Below are 15,652 nucleotides of genomic sequence, written 5' to 3' on the forward strand. Positions count from 1 at the left end.
ACGCTACCGGGCCGCTTTTAGGGGCGCTTTTCCCGAGATCAACGACGTGGGGGCGACGAGTGCCCCGCCTCAGCGGCCCGGCCTCCGGGCGCCCAGTTCGCGGTCGAGGATGCCCGCCCACTGGCGCACGATGCGGCGGCGGCGCGCGGTGTCGTCGGTGAGCAGGGCCGCCAGGCCCAGACCGCGCCCCATGTCCAGGGTGGCCTGCACGGTCTCGCGCACCCCCGGGGCGGACTCGTCTGCGCCCAGGACCTCCACCGCCGCCCGGTGCGCCTCGCGGCCCACGTGCTCCTCCAGCGGGATGACCGAGGCGCGCAGCGCCGGATCGCTGGCGGCGGACGCCCACAGCTGCAGCGCGGCGGAGAACACCGGCCCGCAGTAGGCGTCGACCAGCATCTCCACCACGGCCTCGGTGCGGCCGGGGCCGCTGGGCAGCCGTTCGGCGCGGGCGCGGAGCTCCTCCAGGCGGGTGTCGCTCATGTGCCGCAGCGCCGCGGTGAACAGGTCCTCGCGGGTGCGGAAGTGGTGCTGGGCCGCACCGCGCGAGACCCCGGCGCGCTCGGCGACGGCGCCCACGGTGCTCCCGGCCACCCCCTTGTCGGCCAGGCAGGCCACGGCGGCCTCCAGCAGGCGCCGCCGGGTCGCGCGGCTCCGCTCCTGGCGCGGCTCGCGCTCCCCGGCCCGTTCCTCCCGCTGCGCCGTCCCCATCCGGTCCGTCTCCCCGTCCTCCCGGTGTCACGGCACGGCCGACCAGGGCCCGTGCCGCCGCCAACCTATCCCGACCCGGCCCGGCCGCGCGGTCCGGCGCGGCGGGCCGCCGGGGCGCAGGACCGCTTCAGCGCCTCAGTAGGACTTCGGCAGGCCGAGCGAGTGCTGGGCGACGTAGTTGAGCACCATCTCCCGGCTGACCGGGGCGATCCGGCCCAGCCGGGAGGCGGCCACGGCGGCGCCGATCCCGTACTCGCTGGCCAGGCCGTTGCCGCCGAGGGTCTGCACGGCCTGGTCGACCGCCCGCGCCGAGGCCTCGCCCGCCGCGTACTTGGCCATGTTGGCGGCCTCGCCCGCGCTCTCGTCGTCGCCGGCGTCGTAGAGCGCGGCGGCCTTCTGCGTCATCAGCCGGGCCAGCTCCACCTCCACCTTCACCTGCGCCAGGGGGTGGGCCAGGCCCTGGTGGGCGCCGATGGGGCGGCCCCACACCTCGCGCTCGCGGGCGTAGCCGACGGCGGCCTGTAGGGCGTGCCGGGCCGAGCCGGTGGCCAGCGACGCGGCCATGATGCGCTCGGGGTTGAGCCCGGCGAACAGCTGCAGGAGCCCGCTTCCGGGGTCGCCGACCAGGGCGTCGCCGGGCAGCCGGACGTCGTCCATGAACAGGGCGAACTGGTGGTCGGGGCTGACCAGGTCCATCTCGATGCGCCGCGCCTCGAAGCCGGGGGCGTCGGTGGGGACCATGAACAGGGCGGGGGCGAGCCTGCCGGAGGTGTCCTCCATGCGGCCGACGACGAAGACCGCGTCGGCGACGTCCACCCCGGAGATGAAGGTCTTGCGGCCGGAGAGCACCCACCCGCCGCCGTCGGGCCGGGCGGTGGTGGTGATGTTGTGCGCGTTGGACCCGGCGTCGGGCTCGGTGATGGCGAAGGCCGCGATGGTCGTGCCGGAGGCGATGCCGGGCAGCCAGCGGCGCCGCTGGTCGGGGGTGCCGAAGCGGGAGAGCACGGTGCCGCAGATGGCGGGCGAGACGACCATCATGAGGGTGGGGCAGCCGGCGGCGGACAGCTCCTCGAGGACGGCGGCCAGGTCTCCGATGCCGCCGCCTCCCCCGCCGAACTCCTCGGGGATGTTGACGCCGATGTAGCCGAGCTTGCCCGCCTCGGCCCACAGTTCGGTGAGGTAGGCGCCTTCGCGGGCCTTGGCACGGTAGTAGCCGCCGCCGTAGGAGGAGGCGAAGGAGCGGACGGCCTCCCGGAGGGCGAGGCGCTCGTCGGGTTCGGTGAATCGCATGCTGGGCCCTTCCGTGGTTCGAGGGGGTTCGGAGCGTCGGTTCGCGGGAGGAGGTGGGGGCCGGCGCCGTCCGGTCGGTCCGCGGGGAGCGCGGGGCCGGGCGGAGGGGCGGGCTCGGGGCGGCCGCCCGCGGGGCGGTGTCGGCGGCGCGGGCGGGGCGCGGAGGACCGCCGGAGCGGCGGCCGATGCGGGTCGGTGTTCCCGGGATCGTCTCCCGTGTGGGCCCCCTCGCGCACGAGAACCGGCACCCGCACCGCAGGGAACAGGGGGATCCGCCGCTTTTGGCCCGAATGCGGACCGGGCCGCGTTGCACCCGGAACCGGCCGTGGCGACCGGCCCGGAATTCGCCGAGCGGAAGTCGGGCGCCGGTCGGGGCGGCGCGGGCTCCGGGGCTCGGCCGCCCCCTTCGGGTCCCGGACGAGCCGGTCGGCGGGTCCGCCGGCGGCCGGGCGGCCTCCGCACCTTCCACGAGCGGCGGTCACGGTCGCCCGAGGGCCGCGGTCGCCCGCGCCGCTGGGTCCTGTCCGGAGTTCCCCCTCACCCGGCACCTCAGACGTTGAACGCGCCGAAGGTGCGGCCAAATCCGCCGGAATGACAGCACCTTCGTCGAGATCATCGACGAGGGGGCGGCTGCTCGGCGGGGCGCCGCCGAACTCCGGACAGGACCTAGAGGGCACCGTCGGCCCCGGGGTCCGGCTCGACGACCGCCAGGACGGTGCCCGTGTCCGCCCGGGTGGCCGCCCGCGCCACCTCGGCCACCGTTCCGGCCACCGGCGCCCGGATCTCGTGCTCCATCTTCATGGCCTCCAGCCACAGCAGCGGGGCGCCCTCCTCCACGCGGTCCCCCGCCGCGGCGGCGACGCGCGCCACCGTGCCCGGCATCGGCGCGAGCAGTGTCCCCGGCGGCACCGCCGCCTCCCGCTCCGGGAACCGGTCCTCGGGCACCAGGGCCACCGGTCCCAGCGCCGAGTCGACGTACACCGCGCCCTCCGCCCGGGCGACCGCGAAGGCGCGGAGGACCCCGTCGGCCAGCAGCTCCACCCGGTCGGGCGCGGCGCCGTGCACCCGGACGCCCGCCGCGTCCCCCGCCGGAACCGGGCCGGTCCGCCCGGAGGCGTACGCAACCTCGACCTCCTCCCCCGACGGCCCCCGGTAGCGGCGGACGTGCGGCGCCGACGGCAGGTTGCGCCACCCGGCGGGAAGCGCGCCCAGCACCGGCGCCTCCGCCCGGTTCCGCTCGGCCTCGGCCAGGGCCGCCGCGAGCGCGGAGAGCCGCACCGCGCGCGCATCGGCCAGGGGCAGCGCCAGCTCGGGGACGCCTCCGCCGGGCGGGCGCGCCCCCTCCGCGCGCCCGTCAGCACCGCCGCCGTCCGGCACGGGGCCGTCCAGGCCCTGCTCGGCCAGGAAGCGGATGTGCATCTCCCCCGCCGCGAAGACCGGGTGCCGCAGCACCCGCACCAGCAGGTCCCGGTTGGCGCCCACCCCGTGCAGCCGCGCCCCGGCCAGGGCCGCCGCCAGCCGCCGCAGCGCGTCGCCCCGGTCCCGCCCCCAGGCGATGACCTTGGCGAGCATCGGGTCGAACTCCACCCCGACGCGGGTTCCGGCCTCCACGCCCGCGTCGACGCGCACGCCGAACCCGTCGGGCACGGCGAAGCGCGTGCGCGCCGCGGGCACGTCGAAGCGGGCCACCGTTCCGCTGTAGGGCCGCCACCCGGCCGCCGGGTCCTCGGCGTACAGCCGCGCCTGCACCGCGTGCCCGCGCGGGGCGGGCGGGCCGCCCTCCGGCAGCGGCTCGCCCTCGGCGATGCGCACCTGCCACTCGACCAGGTCGAGCCCGGTCACGCACTCGGTCACCGGGTGCTCGACCTGAAGCCGCGTGTTCATCTCCAGGAACGCCGCTTCGCCGTCCTCGCCGACCAGGAACTCCGCCGTCCCCGCGCCGGTGTATCCGATCGCCCCGGCCATCCGCCGGGCCGCATCGTGCAGGCGCTCCCGGAGGCCGTCGCCGATGCCGGGGGCGGGCGCCTCCTCGATCACCTTCTGGTGGCGCCGCTGCACCGAGCAGTCGCGGTCGCCCACGGCCCACACCGCGCCGTGCGCGTCGGCGAGGACCTGCACCTCGACGTGGCGGCCGCGCTCGACGTACGGTTCGCAGAAGACGGCGGGGTCGCCGAAGGCCGAGGCCGCCTCCGCGCGTGCCGCCTGCACCGAGGCCTCCAGACCGGCCAGGGCGCGCACGACGCGCATGCCCCGTCCGCCGCCTCCCGCCGACGCCTTCACCAGCACCGGGAGGTCTGCCTCGGTGACCCGCTCGGGCTCCAGCGCGGCCGAGACGGGTACGCCCGCGCGCTCGGCGAGGGCCTTCGCGGCGGTCTTGGAGCCCATCGCCTCGATCGCCTCCGCTGGCGGGCCGATCCAGGTCAGCCCGGCTCCGGCGACGGCGCGTGCGAAGGCCGCGCTCTCTGAGAGGAAGCCGTAGCCGGGGTGCACGGCGTCCGCCCCGGCGCGCTCGGCGGCCTCCACCAGGGCTTCGGGGCGCAGGTAGGCGCGGGCGCCGTCGCCGTCCAAGGGCACCGCGGCGTCGGCCTCGCGCACGTGGGGCGCCCCCGCGTCGGCGAGCGCGTACACCGCGACCGTGCCCAGGCCCATGTCCCGGCAGGTGCGCATGACCCTGCGGGCGATCTCGCCGCGGTTGGCGACCAGCACGGTGCCGATCATCTGCGGGCTCCTCCTCAACGTCGCCTCCGCTCCGCCGCCGCGGCGGCCGACTGCCTGCACGCCCCGGTGCTCACATCCGGAAGACGCCGAACCCGTCGGCGCCGCGCACCGGGGCGTTGTGCACGGCCGACAGGCACAGGCCCAGCACGGTGCGCGTGTCCCGGGGGTCGATGACCCCGTCGTCGTAGACCCGCCCGGACAGGAACAGCGGCAGCGACTCGGCCTCGATCTGCCGCTCGACCGCCTCCCGCATGGCCGCGTCGTCCTCGTCGCTGTAGGCGCGCCCCTTGGCCCGGGCGGACGCGCGGGCGACGATCGAGAGCACCCCGGCCAGCTGCCTGGGGCCCATCACCGCCGACTTGGCGCTGGGCCAGGAGAACAGGAAGCGGGGGTCGTAGGCGCGGCCGCACATGCCGTAGTGCCCGGCACCGTAGGAGGCGCCCATCAGCACCGACAGGTGCGGGACGGTGCTGTTGGAGACCGCGTTGATCATCATCGCGCCGTGTTTGACGATCCCGCCCTGCTCGTACTCCTTGCCGACCATGTAGCCGGTGGTGTTGTGCAGGAACAGCAGCGGGGTGTCGGCGCGGTTCGCGAGCTGGATGAACTGGGCGGCCTTCTGTGACTCCTCGCTGAATAGCACCCCTTGGGCGTTGGCGAGCACGCCGAGGGGGCGGCCGTGCAGGCGGCCCCAGCCGGTGACGAGGGCGGCGCCGTAGGCGGGCTTGAACTCGTCGAACTCCGATCCGTCGAGGACGCGCGCCAGCACCTCGCGCGGGTCGAAGGGGGTGCGCAGGTCCTCGGGGACGATCCCGGCGAGCTCCTCGGGGTCGTACAGGGGCTCCGCGGGGCGGGCGGGGGCAGGGCCCGGCTTGCGGTGGTTGAGGCGGGCGACGATGCGGCGGCCGATGCGCAGCGCGTCGTGCTCGTCGTCGGCCAGGTGGTCGGCGAGGCCGGACACGCGGGCGTGCATCTCGGCGCCGCCCAGGGACTCGTCGTCGCTCTCCTCCCCGGTGGCCATCCTCACCAGGGGCGGCCCGCCGAGGAAGACCTTGGAGCGCTCGCGCACCATCACCACGTGGTCGCTCATCCCGGGCACGTAGGCGCCGCCGGCGGTGGAGTTGCCGAAGACCAGGGCGATGGTGGGGACCCCGGCCGCCGAGAGCCGCGTCAGGTCGCGGAAGAGGCGGCCGCCGGGGATGAAGATCTCGCTCTGGGCCGGCAGGTCGGCCCCGCCCGACTCCACCAGGTTGACCAGCGGCATCCGGTTCTGTTCGGCGATCTCCATCGCCCGCATCGTCTTGCGGCCGGTCCAGGGGTTGCTGGCGCCGCCGCGCACGGTGGGGTCGTTGGCGACGACCACGCACTCCACACCTTGGACGACGCCGACGCCGGTGACCACGCTCGCGCCGACCGGGTAGTCGCTGCCCCAGGCGGCCAGCGGGGACAGTTCCAGGAACGGGGCGTCGGGGTCGAGCAGCAGCTCGATGCGCTCGCGGGCCAGGAGTCCGCCGCGGGAGCGGTGCCGCTCGGTGTACTTGGGGCCGCCCCCGGCCAGGGCCTTGGCGTGCTCGGCGTCGATCTCGGCCAGCTTGGCGAGCATGGCCGCGCGGGCGGCGGCATAGGCGGGCGATGCAGGGTCGAGACGGGAGGGCAGGGCGGTCACGGCAGCAGGGCCTCCGGGATGTCGAGGTGGCGTCCGCGCAGCCACTCGCCGAGGGCCTTGGCCTGCGGGTCGGACCGGGCGCCGCTGCCCGCGCCGCCGCCGAGCAGGCCCTCGACGGTGAAGTTCAGCGCCCGCAGGCGGGGGAAGGCGTGGCGGGTGACGGCCAGGGGCGCGGTCTCGGGCAGCAGCCGGGTGAACTCCTCGGTGGTGAGGGCGTGGGCGAGCCAGCGCCAGGCATCGTCGGTGCGGGCCCACACGCCGACGTTGGCGTCGGCGCCCTTGTCGCCGCTGCGGGCACCGGCGACGAGGCCGAGCGGGGCGCGCCGGACCGGGCCCGGTGCGGGCGGGGGCGGGAGGTCGGGCTCGGGGACGGGGAGCACCTCGGAGGACGCCTCGGGCGGTGGCACCGGGACGCGGGTCCCGTCGGGGAGGACGGCGGTGTGCGCGGCCTCGGCGGCGGGGACGGTCGCGGCGGAGAAGGCGACCCCGTCGGGGCGGGCGTCGCCGGGCGGGGCGGTGGCGTGGAAGCCGGGGACCCCGGACAGGGCCAGCTCCACGGCGGCCTTCGCGAAGCGGCGGCCGACCTTGGAGCGGTCGGGGTCGGCGGCGGTGATGTGCAGCGGCACCGAGGCGCCGTCCTGGTCGGGGGCGTCGGGGTCGGCGGGCGGACCCACGCGGAACTCCAGCCGCTCGGGTTCGCGCCCGCGCAGGGCCGCGCGGAGCTGCCGTTCGGTGAGCGCGGCCTTGGCGGGGACGTCGAGGCCGGTGAGCACCAGGGTGACGTCGTTGCGGAACCCGCCGACGGTGTTCCTGCCGACCTTGAGGCCGGGCGGCGGCGCCTCCCCGCGGACCCCGTCCACGCGTACCCGGTCGGGGCCCAGCCCGGTGAGGCGGACGGTGTCGAGGCGGGCGGTGGCGTCGGGGTTGGGGTAGCGGGCGCCGGCGACCTCGTAGAGGAGCTGGGCGGTGACGGTGCCGACGGTGACGGCGCCGCCGCTGCCGGGGTGCTTGGTGATCACCGAGGACCCGTCGGCGTGCACCTCGGCGATGGGGAACCCGGGGCGGGTCAGGTCGCGCCCCTCGGCCTCCAGCTCGGCGAAGAAGGGGTAGTTGCCGCCGGTGGCCTGGGCGCCGCACTCGATGATGTGCCCGGCGACGACGGCCCCGGCCAGGGCGTCGTGGTCGGCCGGACCCCACCCGAAGCGGGCCGCGGCGGGGCCGACGGCCAGGGAGGCGTCGGTGACCCGGCCGGTGACGACGACGTCGGCGCCGGCGCGGAGGCATTCGGCGATGCCGAAGGCGCCGAGGTAGGCGTTGGCGGTGAGCGGGGCGCCGAGCCCGAGTTCCGCGGCCCGGGGCAGCAGGTCGTCGCCTTCCACGTGGGCGATCCGCACTCGCAGGCCGAGCCGGTCGGCCAGCTCCCGCAGCCGGTCGGCGAGCCCGGCGGGGTTGAGGCCCCCGGCGTTGGCGACGACGGCCACGCCGCGGTCGACGGCGGTGCCCAGGCACTCCTCCATCTGCCGGAGAAAGGTCCGTGCGTACCCGAGCGAGGGGTCCTTGAGCCGGTCGCGCCCGAGGATGAGCATGGTGAGCTCGGCGAGGTAGTCCCCGGTGAGGACGTCGAGCGGCCCACCGTCGAGCATCTCCCGGACCGCCGAGAAGCGGTCCCCGTAGAACCCGGAGGCGTTCCCGATCCGGATCGCTGTGGCACCGGTCTCACCCATGCCGAAGAGCGTGCCACGCAAGGACCCGAAAAACAAGCACGCGTGATTGTTTTTGGGGGCGCCCCCCTGGGGCGGGCGGCTGAGCTGGTACCCCACTTCAGGGCCCCGGCCGGGTGGAAGGCCGCCGGGATGCGAGGTCACTGGGCAGCGACGACGGGAGGGCGGCCCTCCTCGCAGCGCTGTCGGCCGTGCGGTGCGTGCGTGGTCACCGCGATGGGCAGCGACGGCGACAGCGGGGTGGTTCCCCGGCCATGCCTGCCGCCCGTCCGGTCGCTCGCGGCCCGGGTGGCAGGGCGGCTGAGCTGGTCCCCCACTTCAGGGCCCCGGCCGATCGAGAGGCCGCCAGAGTGCGAGGTCACTGGGCAGCGACGACGAAGGAAGGCGGCCCTCCTCGCAGCACTGTCGACCGTCCGGCGCGCGCGTGGTCACCACGATGGGCAGCAACGGCGACAGCCAGGCGGTTCCCCGGCCCCGTCTGCCATCCGGCAGGCGCCGAGGGGTCGGCGAGGCGGCGCGACGGGCGGGGGTCGCGCTCTTCGTCGCCCGGGACACTCGCCGGGCCCACTAAGCGAACCACCACAGACCCGTGACCTGGGTGAACACTCCACGTCAAGGGTGGGAAGGGACGGGATGCGCGCTCCGCGACACCCACCAAGGCCCTGGGGCGACGAACACGGCGACACCAGAACGGGATTCGGGAACACGATGCCCGGTTCGCGCCCATTTGACTGGCTCGACTCGCCGCCCGTGGCGACCGCACGGCCACCCCACCACCACGGACTCACGCCCAGGGCCCGAGGTGGGCCGATATCGACTACACGCGGTGACACCGGGCCCGACAAACGGTCCCGGTGTGCTGTTTAGGGCCCTCTGGGGCCGAATCCCGTTCTGGTGTCGCGATGACCGTGCACCCGCACCGCTCGCGAGGCCGGTCCGGGTGTCGAACAGGGCGCTGGAGGGGTCCGGCGCTCTCGGAACCGGGCAAACCGGGCGCCGGGCCGGTATGGGTGCGACCGGAACCCGCCTTCCGGGCGCCTCGGGCACCCCGGGGTCATCCTGGGTCGTAAAACCGACGCCTGATCAGCCCGAAAGCGTCGATCTCACGACGCAGGATGCGCGCCCCCTCGCCCGCTGCCCGTTATGCCCGGTATGTGTAGCCCGGACGGCCCTCTCCGCGATGATCTCGGGGAACCCGGGGTTAAAACGGACACGATAAGCCCGGCTTCCCCGAGATCAACACCAGTGCGTCCCGCGCCGCTGCCCCGTCGTTGATCTCGGGAGAAACGACGCTAAAACCGGCCTGGTAGGGGCGTTTTTCCCGAGATCAACGAGGAGCGGCACCGGGGGTGCGGGCGCCACGAACGCGGGCGAGCACCCGCCCACCCGGCCGCGCCGGCCACCCGAACCGCGAGGGGCCCGCCGCCCGGCAAGCAGGGCCGGGGAACCGCCCCGCTCACTCCGTCGCCGCCATCAACGCCGACCACGCACACGCGCCGCGCCCGACAGCGCTGCCAGAAGTGTCGCCCACCTTTCCTCGTCGCCGCCGACCACGCCACACCCCGCTGACCTACCGCTCGGCCGGGGCCGTAAGCGGGGTAACTGGTCAGCCGCCTTCCTGCCCGGACCGCGAGGGGCCTCGCGCCCGGCAGGCAGGGCCGGGGAAACGCCCCGCTCACTCCGTCGCTGCCGAACTCGCCGACCACGCACACGCGCCGCGCCCGACAGCGCTGCCGGAAGGGCCGCTGACCTGTCCTCGTTGCTGCCCTCTGCCTCACTCTCCGAAGGCCTTCCACCCGGCCGGGGACCATAAGCGGGGTACCAGGTCTGCCGGTGGGACCACCCCGAAAACCGCTGTTCCGTCGGTCGTCTGTCTCCTTACGCTGGGCCCATGACCCGAGCGCTTCTCGTCATCGACATGCACGCCTTCCTCGTCGAAGGACTCTGGCGCGGGGACGGTCTCGCGCGGCGGATCGCGGGGATCGTCGACCGCGCCCACCGGCAGGGCGTTCCTGTGCTCGTCCCCCACCAGGTCGGACCGCCCGGGGACCTCTTCGACCCGGCGCTGGACGGGCGCGGGGTCAGTCCCCTCGTCGGCATCCGCGACGAGGACCGGATCATCCCCAAGCGGGCCACCGACTCGTTCTGGGAGACCGGCCTGGACGAGGCCCTGCGCTCCCTGGGCGCCGACACGGTCGTGGTCACCGGGGCCGCCACCGACTACTGCGTCGACGCCACCGTCCGCTCCGCCGCCACCCACGGCTACGACGTGGACCTGGTCGAGGACGGACACGCCCCCATGGCGGCCGGCGACCCCGGTGCCGGGCTGTCGCCCGAGCAGATCATCGCCCACCACAATGCCGTCCTCTCCCGGGCGGTCCACCCCGGTGGGACGACCCGCCTGGTCAGCGCCGCCGACGCGCTTCGGTGAGGCCCACCGGCCTCCGTCGCCGCCGGGCACGGTGGCCGGGCACAGCGGCCTGGCACCACGACCAGGCACGTCTGCCGTGCACACGCCCGACGGCCGCCGACGCTGCGGGTGGCCCCACCGCCTGGCGGGCCGCCTATGCGAGGGCCCGGGGGCGCGGGTCAGCCCGTCGGGGCCTCTACGCGGTCGATGATCAGGGGCAGCGACTCGGCTCCCGCCGGCTGCAGTTTGGCGGCGCCCGTCAACGCCTCGGCCGCCGCGCGGAAGCGGGTCGGGTCGTCGGTGTGCAGGGTGAACAGCGGCCGCCCCGCCCGGACCCTCTCCCCCGGCTTCGCGTGCAGCACCACGCCCGCCCCCGGCGACACCGCGTCCTCCTTGCGCGCCCGCCCCGCCCCCAGCCGCCAGGCCGCGATCCCGACCGCGTGCGCGTCCACGGACGCCAGCACCCCCGACGCCGGCGCCAGGACCTCCCCCTGCTCCTTCGCCTGCGGCAGCGGCGCGTCCGGGTCTCCCCCCTGCGCGGCGACCATCGCCCGCCACGCGTCCATCGCCGTCCCGTCCGCGAGCGCGTCGGCCGGGTCCTTGGCCCCGCTCAGCCCCGCCGCCTCCAGCATCTCGCGCCCCAGCTCCACGGTCAGGCGCACCACGTCCTCGGGCCCTCCCCCGGCCAGCACCTCCAACGCCTCCTCCACCTCCAAGGCGTTGCCGACCGCGCGCCCCAGGGGCGTGTCCATCGCGGTCAGCAGCGCGCGGGTGCGCACCTTGTGGTCGGTCCCGATGTCGACCATGACCCGGGCCAGCTCGCGCGCGCTCTCCACGTCCTTCATGAAGGCGCCGGAGCCCACCTTCACGTCCAGTACCAGCGCCCCGGTCCCCTCGGCGAGCTTCTTCGACATGATCGACGCCGCGATCAGGGGGATCGACTCGACGGTGCCGGTGACGTCGCGCAGCGCGTACAGTCTCCGGTCGGCCGGGGCCAGCCCCGGTCCCGCCGCGCACACGGCGCCGCCGACCTCGCGCAGCTGTCCGCGCAACCGCTCCGGCGACAGGTCCGCACGCCAGCCCGGGATGGACTCCAGCTTGTCCAGGGTGCCCCCCGTATGCCCCAGGCCGCGCCCCGACAGCTGGGGGACGGCCGCGCCGCACGCCACCACGGCGGGCGTCAGCGGCAGCGTGATCTTGTCCCCCACGCCCCCCGTGGAGTGCTTGTCGGTGGTGGGCCGGTCCAGCCCGGCCAGGTCGAGGCGGTCCCCCGAGTCCAGCATGGCCTCGGTCCAGTGCGCGACCTCGGCCCGGGTCATGCCGCGCCAGACGATCGCCATGCACAGCGCGGCCATCTGCTCATCGCTGATGCCGGAGCCGTCGGCGTACCCGGCGATGACCCGGTCGATCTGCTCCCGGGTGAGTTCGGCGCCGTCGCGCTTGGCGGTGATGATGTCGATGGCGTCCATCGATGCCTCCGAGGGTCGTACGCTGGGCGGCCTCGGCGGGCCGCCCCGGGTGGGGAACGACGAGCGGGGGTCGCAGCCTAAGGAGCGCACGGGGCGGGCCGGAAGGGCCGGACGGACGGCTCGGCGGGGATTCCCGTACCGTCCGGCGCGCGGGGCCGGTCACCGTGCCGCTACCGGTCACCCCTTCAGGTCGTCGGGCCCGAACGCCTGCGGGAGCAGCGCCTTGAGGGCCATCGGGCCCTCGGCGGTGTCGACCAGCATGTCCGGCCCTCCGTGCTCGTAGAGGACCTGACGACAGCGGCCGCACGGCAGGAGGAGCCGCCCGTGCCCGTCGACGCACGCCATCGCCCGCAGCCTGCCTCCCCCGGTGGCATACAGGTCGGACACCAGTCCGCACTCCGCGCACAGGGTCAGCCCGAATGAGGAGTTCTCCACGTTGCAGCCGGACACGATGCGCCCGTTGTCCGTAACACCGGCGGCGCCCACGTGCAGGCCGGAGTAGGGGGCGTAGGCGTGCCTGGCGGCCGCCTGCGCCTCCGCCCGGAGCGTAGGCCAGTCGGGTGCGCCCGGATCGGCTCCTGTCTCGTCCATGCACGGACTCCTTCCCCGCCGCGGGCGCGGCGCAGCGGCCGTGTCCGGCCATCGTGATCGGGAACTCCGGTCCATGCGCCCATGCGGGGCCGGGGCCTTCCCGTGGAGGAGGCCCCGGCCCCGTTCAGCCGCTCCTCCTGCGCCACTGCCTCCCGATGCCCGCCGGCGGCCGCAGCCGCTGCGAGGCCAGCGCCAGCACGAGCAGGGTCGCGATGTACGGGCTGGCGATGACGACCTCGCTCGGCACCGTGTCGGTGAACAGGTACCAGGCGCCCAGGCCGGCGCCGAGCGCCGCCGCCACCGCGGCCGTCCGGAGCGGGCGCAGCCGCCTGCGCCACACCGCCGTCGCCACCGCCCCCAGGACGACCACCAGCAGCACCCCCGCCAGCAGCAGGAGCAGGGCGTGCACCGCGGGCCCCTGGCCGCGGATCTGCAGCGCGTCGGTGAACCCGAACAGCCCCGCCCCCATGGCCAGCCCGCCCGGGCGCCAGTTGCCGAAGATCATCGCGGCCAGGCCGATGTACCCGCGCCCGCCGGTCTGCCCCTCCTGGTACACCGAGGAGGCCACCATCGCCAGGAAGACGCCGCCCATCCCGGCCAGCCCGCCGGAGACCGCCAGCGCCGCGTACTTGTAGGCGTAGACGTTGACGCCCAGCGACTCGGCGGCGTCCGGGTTCTCTCCGCACGAGCGCAGCCGCAGCCCGAACCGGGTGCGCCACAGGATCGCGTAGGTCACCGGGAGCAGCAGCAGGGCGATGAGCGTGACCACGGACATCCCGGTGGTCAGCCCGGTGACGATCCCGGCCGCGTCGGCCGCCAGGAAGACGCCGCTCTCCTGAACCGGCCGCAGCAGGTCGGCGACGAACGGCAGCCCCACCGGGGAGAAGTCGGGCAGCTGCGGCGACTGCCCCGCCCCGCCGCCGGGGGCCTCCATGAAGTACAGCACCGACAGGTAGCGCATCGCGCCCACGGACAGGATGTTGATGGCCACGCCGGAGACGATGTGGTCGACGCCGAAGGTCACCGTCGCCACCGCGTGCACCAGCCCCCCGGCGACGCCGCCGAGGATCCCGGCCGCCAGCCCGGCCCACGGGTTGCCGGTGGTCCAGGCAGCGTAGGCGCCGAACCAGGTGCCGAAGACCATCATCCCTTCGAGGCCGATGTTGATGATGCCCGCGCGCTCGGCCCAGAGCCCGCCCAGTCCGGCGAGCCCGATGGGCACGGCGAAGGCCAGCATGGTCTGCACGGTCCCGCTCGCGGTCAGCGCGTCCTGCCCGCTGATCTCGCGGACCGCCGACAGCGCGACGAACGCCGCGAGCACCAGGCTGAGCACCCGCCACCGCCGCCACACCGCGCCCCAGCGGTCCAGGCGGCCCGCCCGCGCCGTCGGCGGCGCGGACTCCGCCGGCGCCTCCGCGGTCGTGTCCCGGCTCATGCGGCCACCTCCGCCCGGCCCAGCTCCCTGCCGACCTGCTGCTGCTCGTAGCGGCGCCCCCACCGGTGCACCACCTCGTAGACGACGACCACGGTGAGCACCACCGTGGCCTGGGTGACCACCGCCATCTCCTTGGGGATGCCGCGGAAGTCCAGCACCAGGGAGGCCTGGTCGAGGAAGCCCCAGAACAGCGCGGCCAGCGCGATGCCCACCGGGTGGTTGCGGCCCAGCAGCGCGATGGCGATGCCGATGAACCCGAGCCCGGCGGGGAAGTCCAGGGCGTAGTAGTGGGAGTCGCCGAGGAGCTGCGGCATGCCGACCAGCCCGGCGACCATCCCGGAGATGACCATCGCCAGCAGCACCATCCGCTTGACGTCGACCCCGCTGGCCTGCGCCGCGGTGGGCGACTGCCCGGTCGCGCGCAGGTCGAAGCCGAAGCGGGTGCGCTCCAGCATCCACCAGTACCCGGCGCCGACGGCGGCGGCGAGCAGCACCAGGCCGAACATGTCGACCCGCGAGCCCATGAAGTCCATGGGCACCGAGGGCACCCACCCCGAGGCGGGGATGGGGCTGGTGCCGATGTTGTTGACGCCGATCTCCACCGCCAGCCGGTCGGTGCTGAGCAGGTAGGCGGTGATGCCGGTGGCGATGGCGTTGAGCATGATCGTGGAGATCACCTCGGAGACGCCCCGGGCCACCTTGAGGAACCCGGCGAGCCCGGCCCACAGCCCGCCGACCGCCACCGCGGTGGCGATGATGACGGCCTGGTGCAGCACCGGCGGGAGCGCCACCGCCCCGCCGACGGCTGCCGCGGCCAGCGCCGCCAGCCGGTACTGGCCGTCGACGCCGATGTTGAACAGCCGCATGCGGAAGCCGATGGCCACCGCGACCGCGGACAGGTAGAGGGTGGAGGCGTTGTTGACGATGTTGACGAGGCTGTCGGGCCGGGTGCCGTGCCCGAGCATCTCGGCGAACGCGAACAGCGGGTCCACCCCGGTGGCCACCAGCACGGCCGCGGTGGCCAGGACCGCGAGCACCACGGCGGTCCCGACGGCGGACGCGGCCAGCGCCAGGTCGCGGCTGAGCCCGCGGTGGACGAGCGGCGCGGCGGCCCCGCCGGCGAGCCCGCCGAGGGCGTAGGAGACCGGTTCGATGAGCCACAGGTCCGCGACGGCCGCCACGGCGAGCCCGACGGCGACGCCCAGCACCGGGGACAGGACCAGGACGGCCCCCCGGATGAGCGGCGGCTCGCCGTCGCGCACGGCGGCGGCGAAGGCCGGGGGCAGCGCGCGCGGGGCGAGCACCGAGGCGAGGTAGGAGGCCGCGACGGCGACCGCCAGCGCCGCCGCGGCGATCAGGGACAGGTCCAGGAGCCAGGTGACCGCGGCCGCCGCGACGGCGGCCCCGGCGATGCCGGGCCAGACCTGTACGAGGCCGCCCCGCGGCGGCGCCTCGGAGGACGTGGGACGGGGCGCGGTCTCGGGTTCCCGCTCCGTGGGCCCCAGCGGCCCTTCGGGCCGGTCCGGCCCCTCGGGCGGTCCGCCGCCCGGCGGCCCGTGCTCGGCGCCGCTCATCGGCCGCCTCCGCTTCTGTTTCCGTTCGCGTCGGAGCGGCCGTTCCGGCCGCCTTTGCTGCCCCGGAGGC

Annotated in this window: 10 protein-coding genes; 1 reads left to right on the forward strand and 9 read right to left on the reverse strand. The window is 75.5% G+C overall.

The window, feature by feature from the left end; all coding sequences use genetic code 11:
- Positions 1-69: 69 nt before the first annotated feature.
- From O4J56_RS15925 to O4J56_RS15945, 5 genes are all read right to left on the reverse strand, one after another.
- On the reverse strand, positions 70-708 hold the full coding sequence (locus O4J56_RS15925) for a TetR/AcrR family transcriptional regulator (protein ID WP_270686589.1): 639 nt from the start codon (positions 706-708) through the stop codon (positions 70-72).
- Positions 709-843: 135 nt separating this feature from the next.
- Positions 844-1,998, reverse strand: coding sequence for an acyl-CoA dehydrogenase family protein (locus tag O4J56_RS15930; RefSeq protein WP_270686590.1), 1,155 nt, complete (start codon positions 1,996-1,998; stop codon positions 844-846).
- A 666-nt stretch (positions 1,999-2,664) separates the two neighbouring features.
- Positions 2,665-4,716, reverse strand: a complete 2,052-nt coding sequence (locus O4J56_RS15935) for an ATP-binding protein (RefSeq protein ID WP_270686591.1) — start codon at positions 4,714-4,716, stop codon at positions 2,665-2,667.
- Between the two features lie 70 nt (positions 4,717-4,786).
- The gene (locus tag O4J56_RS15940; RefSeq protein WP_270686592.1) at positions 4,787-6,382 is read right to left on the reverse strand and encodes an acyl-CoA carboxylase subunit beta; all 1,596 of its coding nucleotides are present in this window, start codon (positions 6,380-6,382) and stop codon (positions 4,787-4,789) included.
- Positions 6,379-8,106 (reverse strand): acyclic terpene utilization AtuA family protein, encoded by a 1,728-nt coding sequence (locus tag O4J56_RS15945; protein WP_270686593.1) that lies wholly within the window; start codon positions 8,104-8,106, stop codon positions 6,379-6,381. The genes O4J56_RS15940 and O4J56_RS15945 overlap by 4 nt, the downstream gene beginning before the upstream one ends.
- Before the next feature lie 1,888 nt (positions 8,107-9,994).
- On the opposite strand from O4J56_RS15945, the gene O4J56_RS15950 reads away from it, so the two are divergent.
- Positions 9,995-10,534, forward strand: a complete 540-nt coding sequence (locus O4J56_RS15950; protein ID WP_270686594.1) for an isochorismatase family protein — start codon at positions 9,995-9,997, stop codon at positions 10,532-10,534.
- A 158-nt stretch (positions 10,535-10,692) separates the two neighbouring features.
- Here O4J56_RS15950 and O4J56_RS15955 read toward each other — a convergent pair whose 3' ends face one another.
- The 4 genes from O4J56_RS15955 to O4J56_RS15970 form a co-directional block, all read right to left on the reverse strand.
- Positions 10,693-11,982 carry a thymidine phosphorylase gene (locus tag O4J56_RS15955; RefSeq protein WP_270686595.1) on the reverse strand — a complete coding sequence of 430 codons (1,290 nt, stop codon included), beginning with the start codon at positions 11,980-11,982 and terminating at the stop codon, positions 10,693-10,695.
- A 177-nt stretch (positions 11,983-12,159) separates the two neighbouring features.
- Positions 12,160-12,573: a cytidine deaminase gene (locus O4J56_RS15960; protein WP_270686597.1), complete on the reverse strand. Its 414-nt coding sequence runs from the start codon at positions 12,571-12,573 to the stop codon at positions 12,160-12,162.
- 124 nt (positions 12,574-12,697) lie between these two features.
- Positions 12,698-14,008, reverse strand: a complete 1,311-nt coding sequence (locus O4J56_RS15965) for an ABC transporter permease (protein ID WP_270686599.1) — start codon at positions 14,006-14,008, stop codon at positions 12,698-12,700.
- Complete coding sequence (locus O4J56_RS15970; protein ID WP_270686601.1) at positions 14,005-15,582, reverse strand: ABC transporter permease; 1,578 nt, start codon at positions 15,580-15,582, stop codon at positions 14,005-14,007. The genes O4J56_RS15965 and O4J56_RS15970 overlap by 4 nt, the downstream gene beginning before the upstream one ends.
- Positions 15,583-15,652: the final 70 nt, after the last annotated feature.

The sequence above is a fragment of the Nocardiopsis endophytica genome (assembly GCF_027706725.1).
In the GTDB taxonomy this organism is placed as follows: Bacteria; Actinomycetota; Actinomycetes; order Streptosporangiales; family Streptosporangiaceae; genus Nocardiopsis_A; species Nocardiopsis_A endophytica.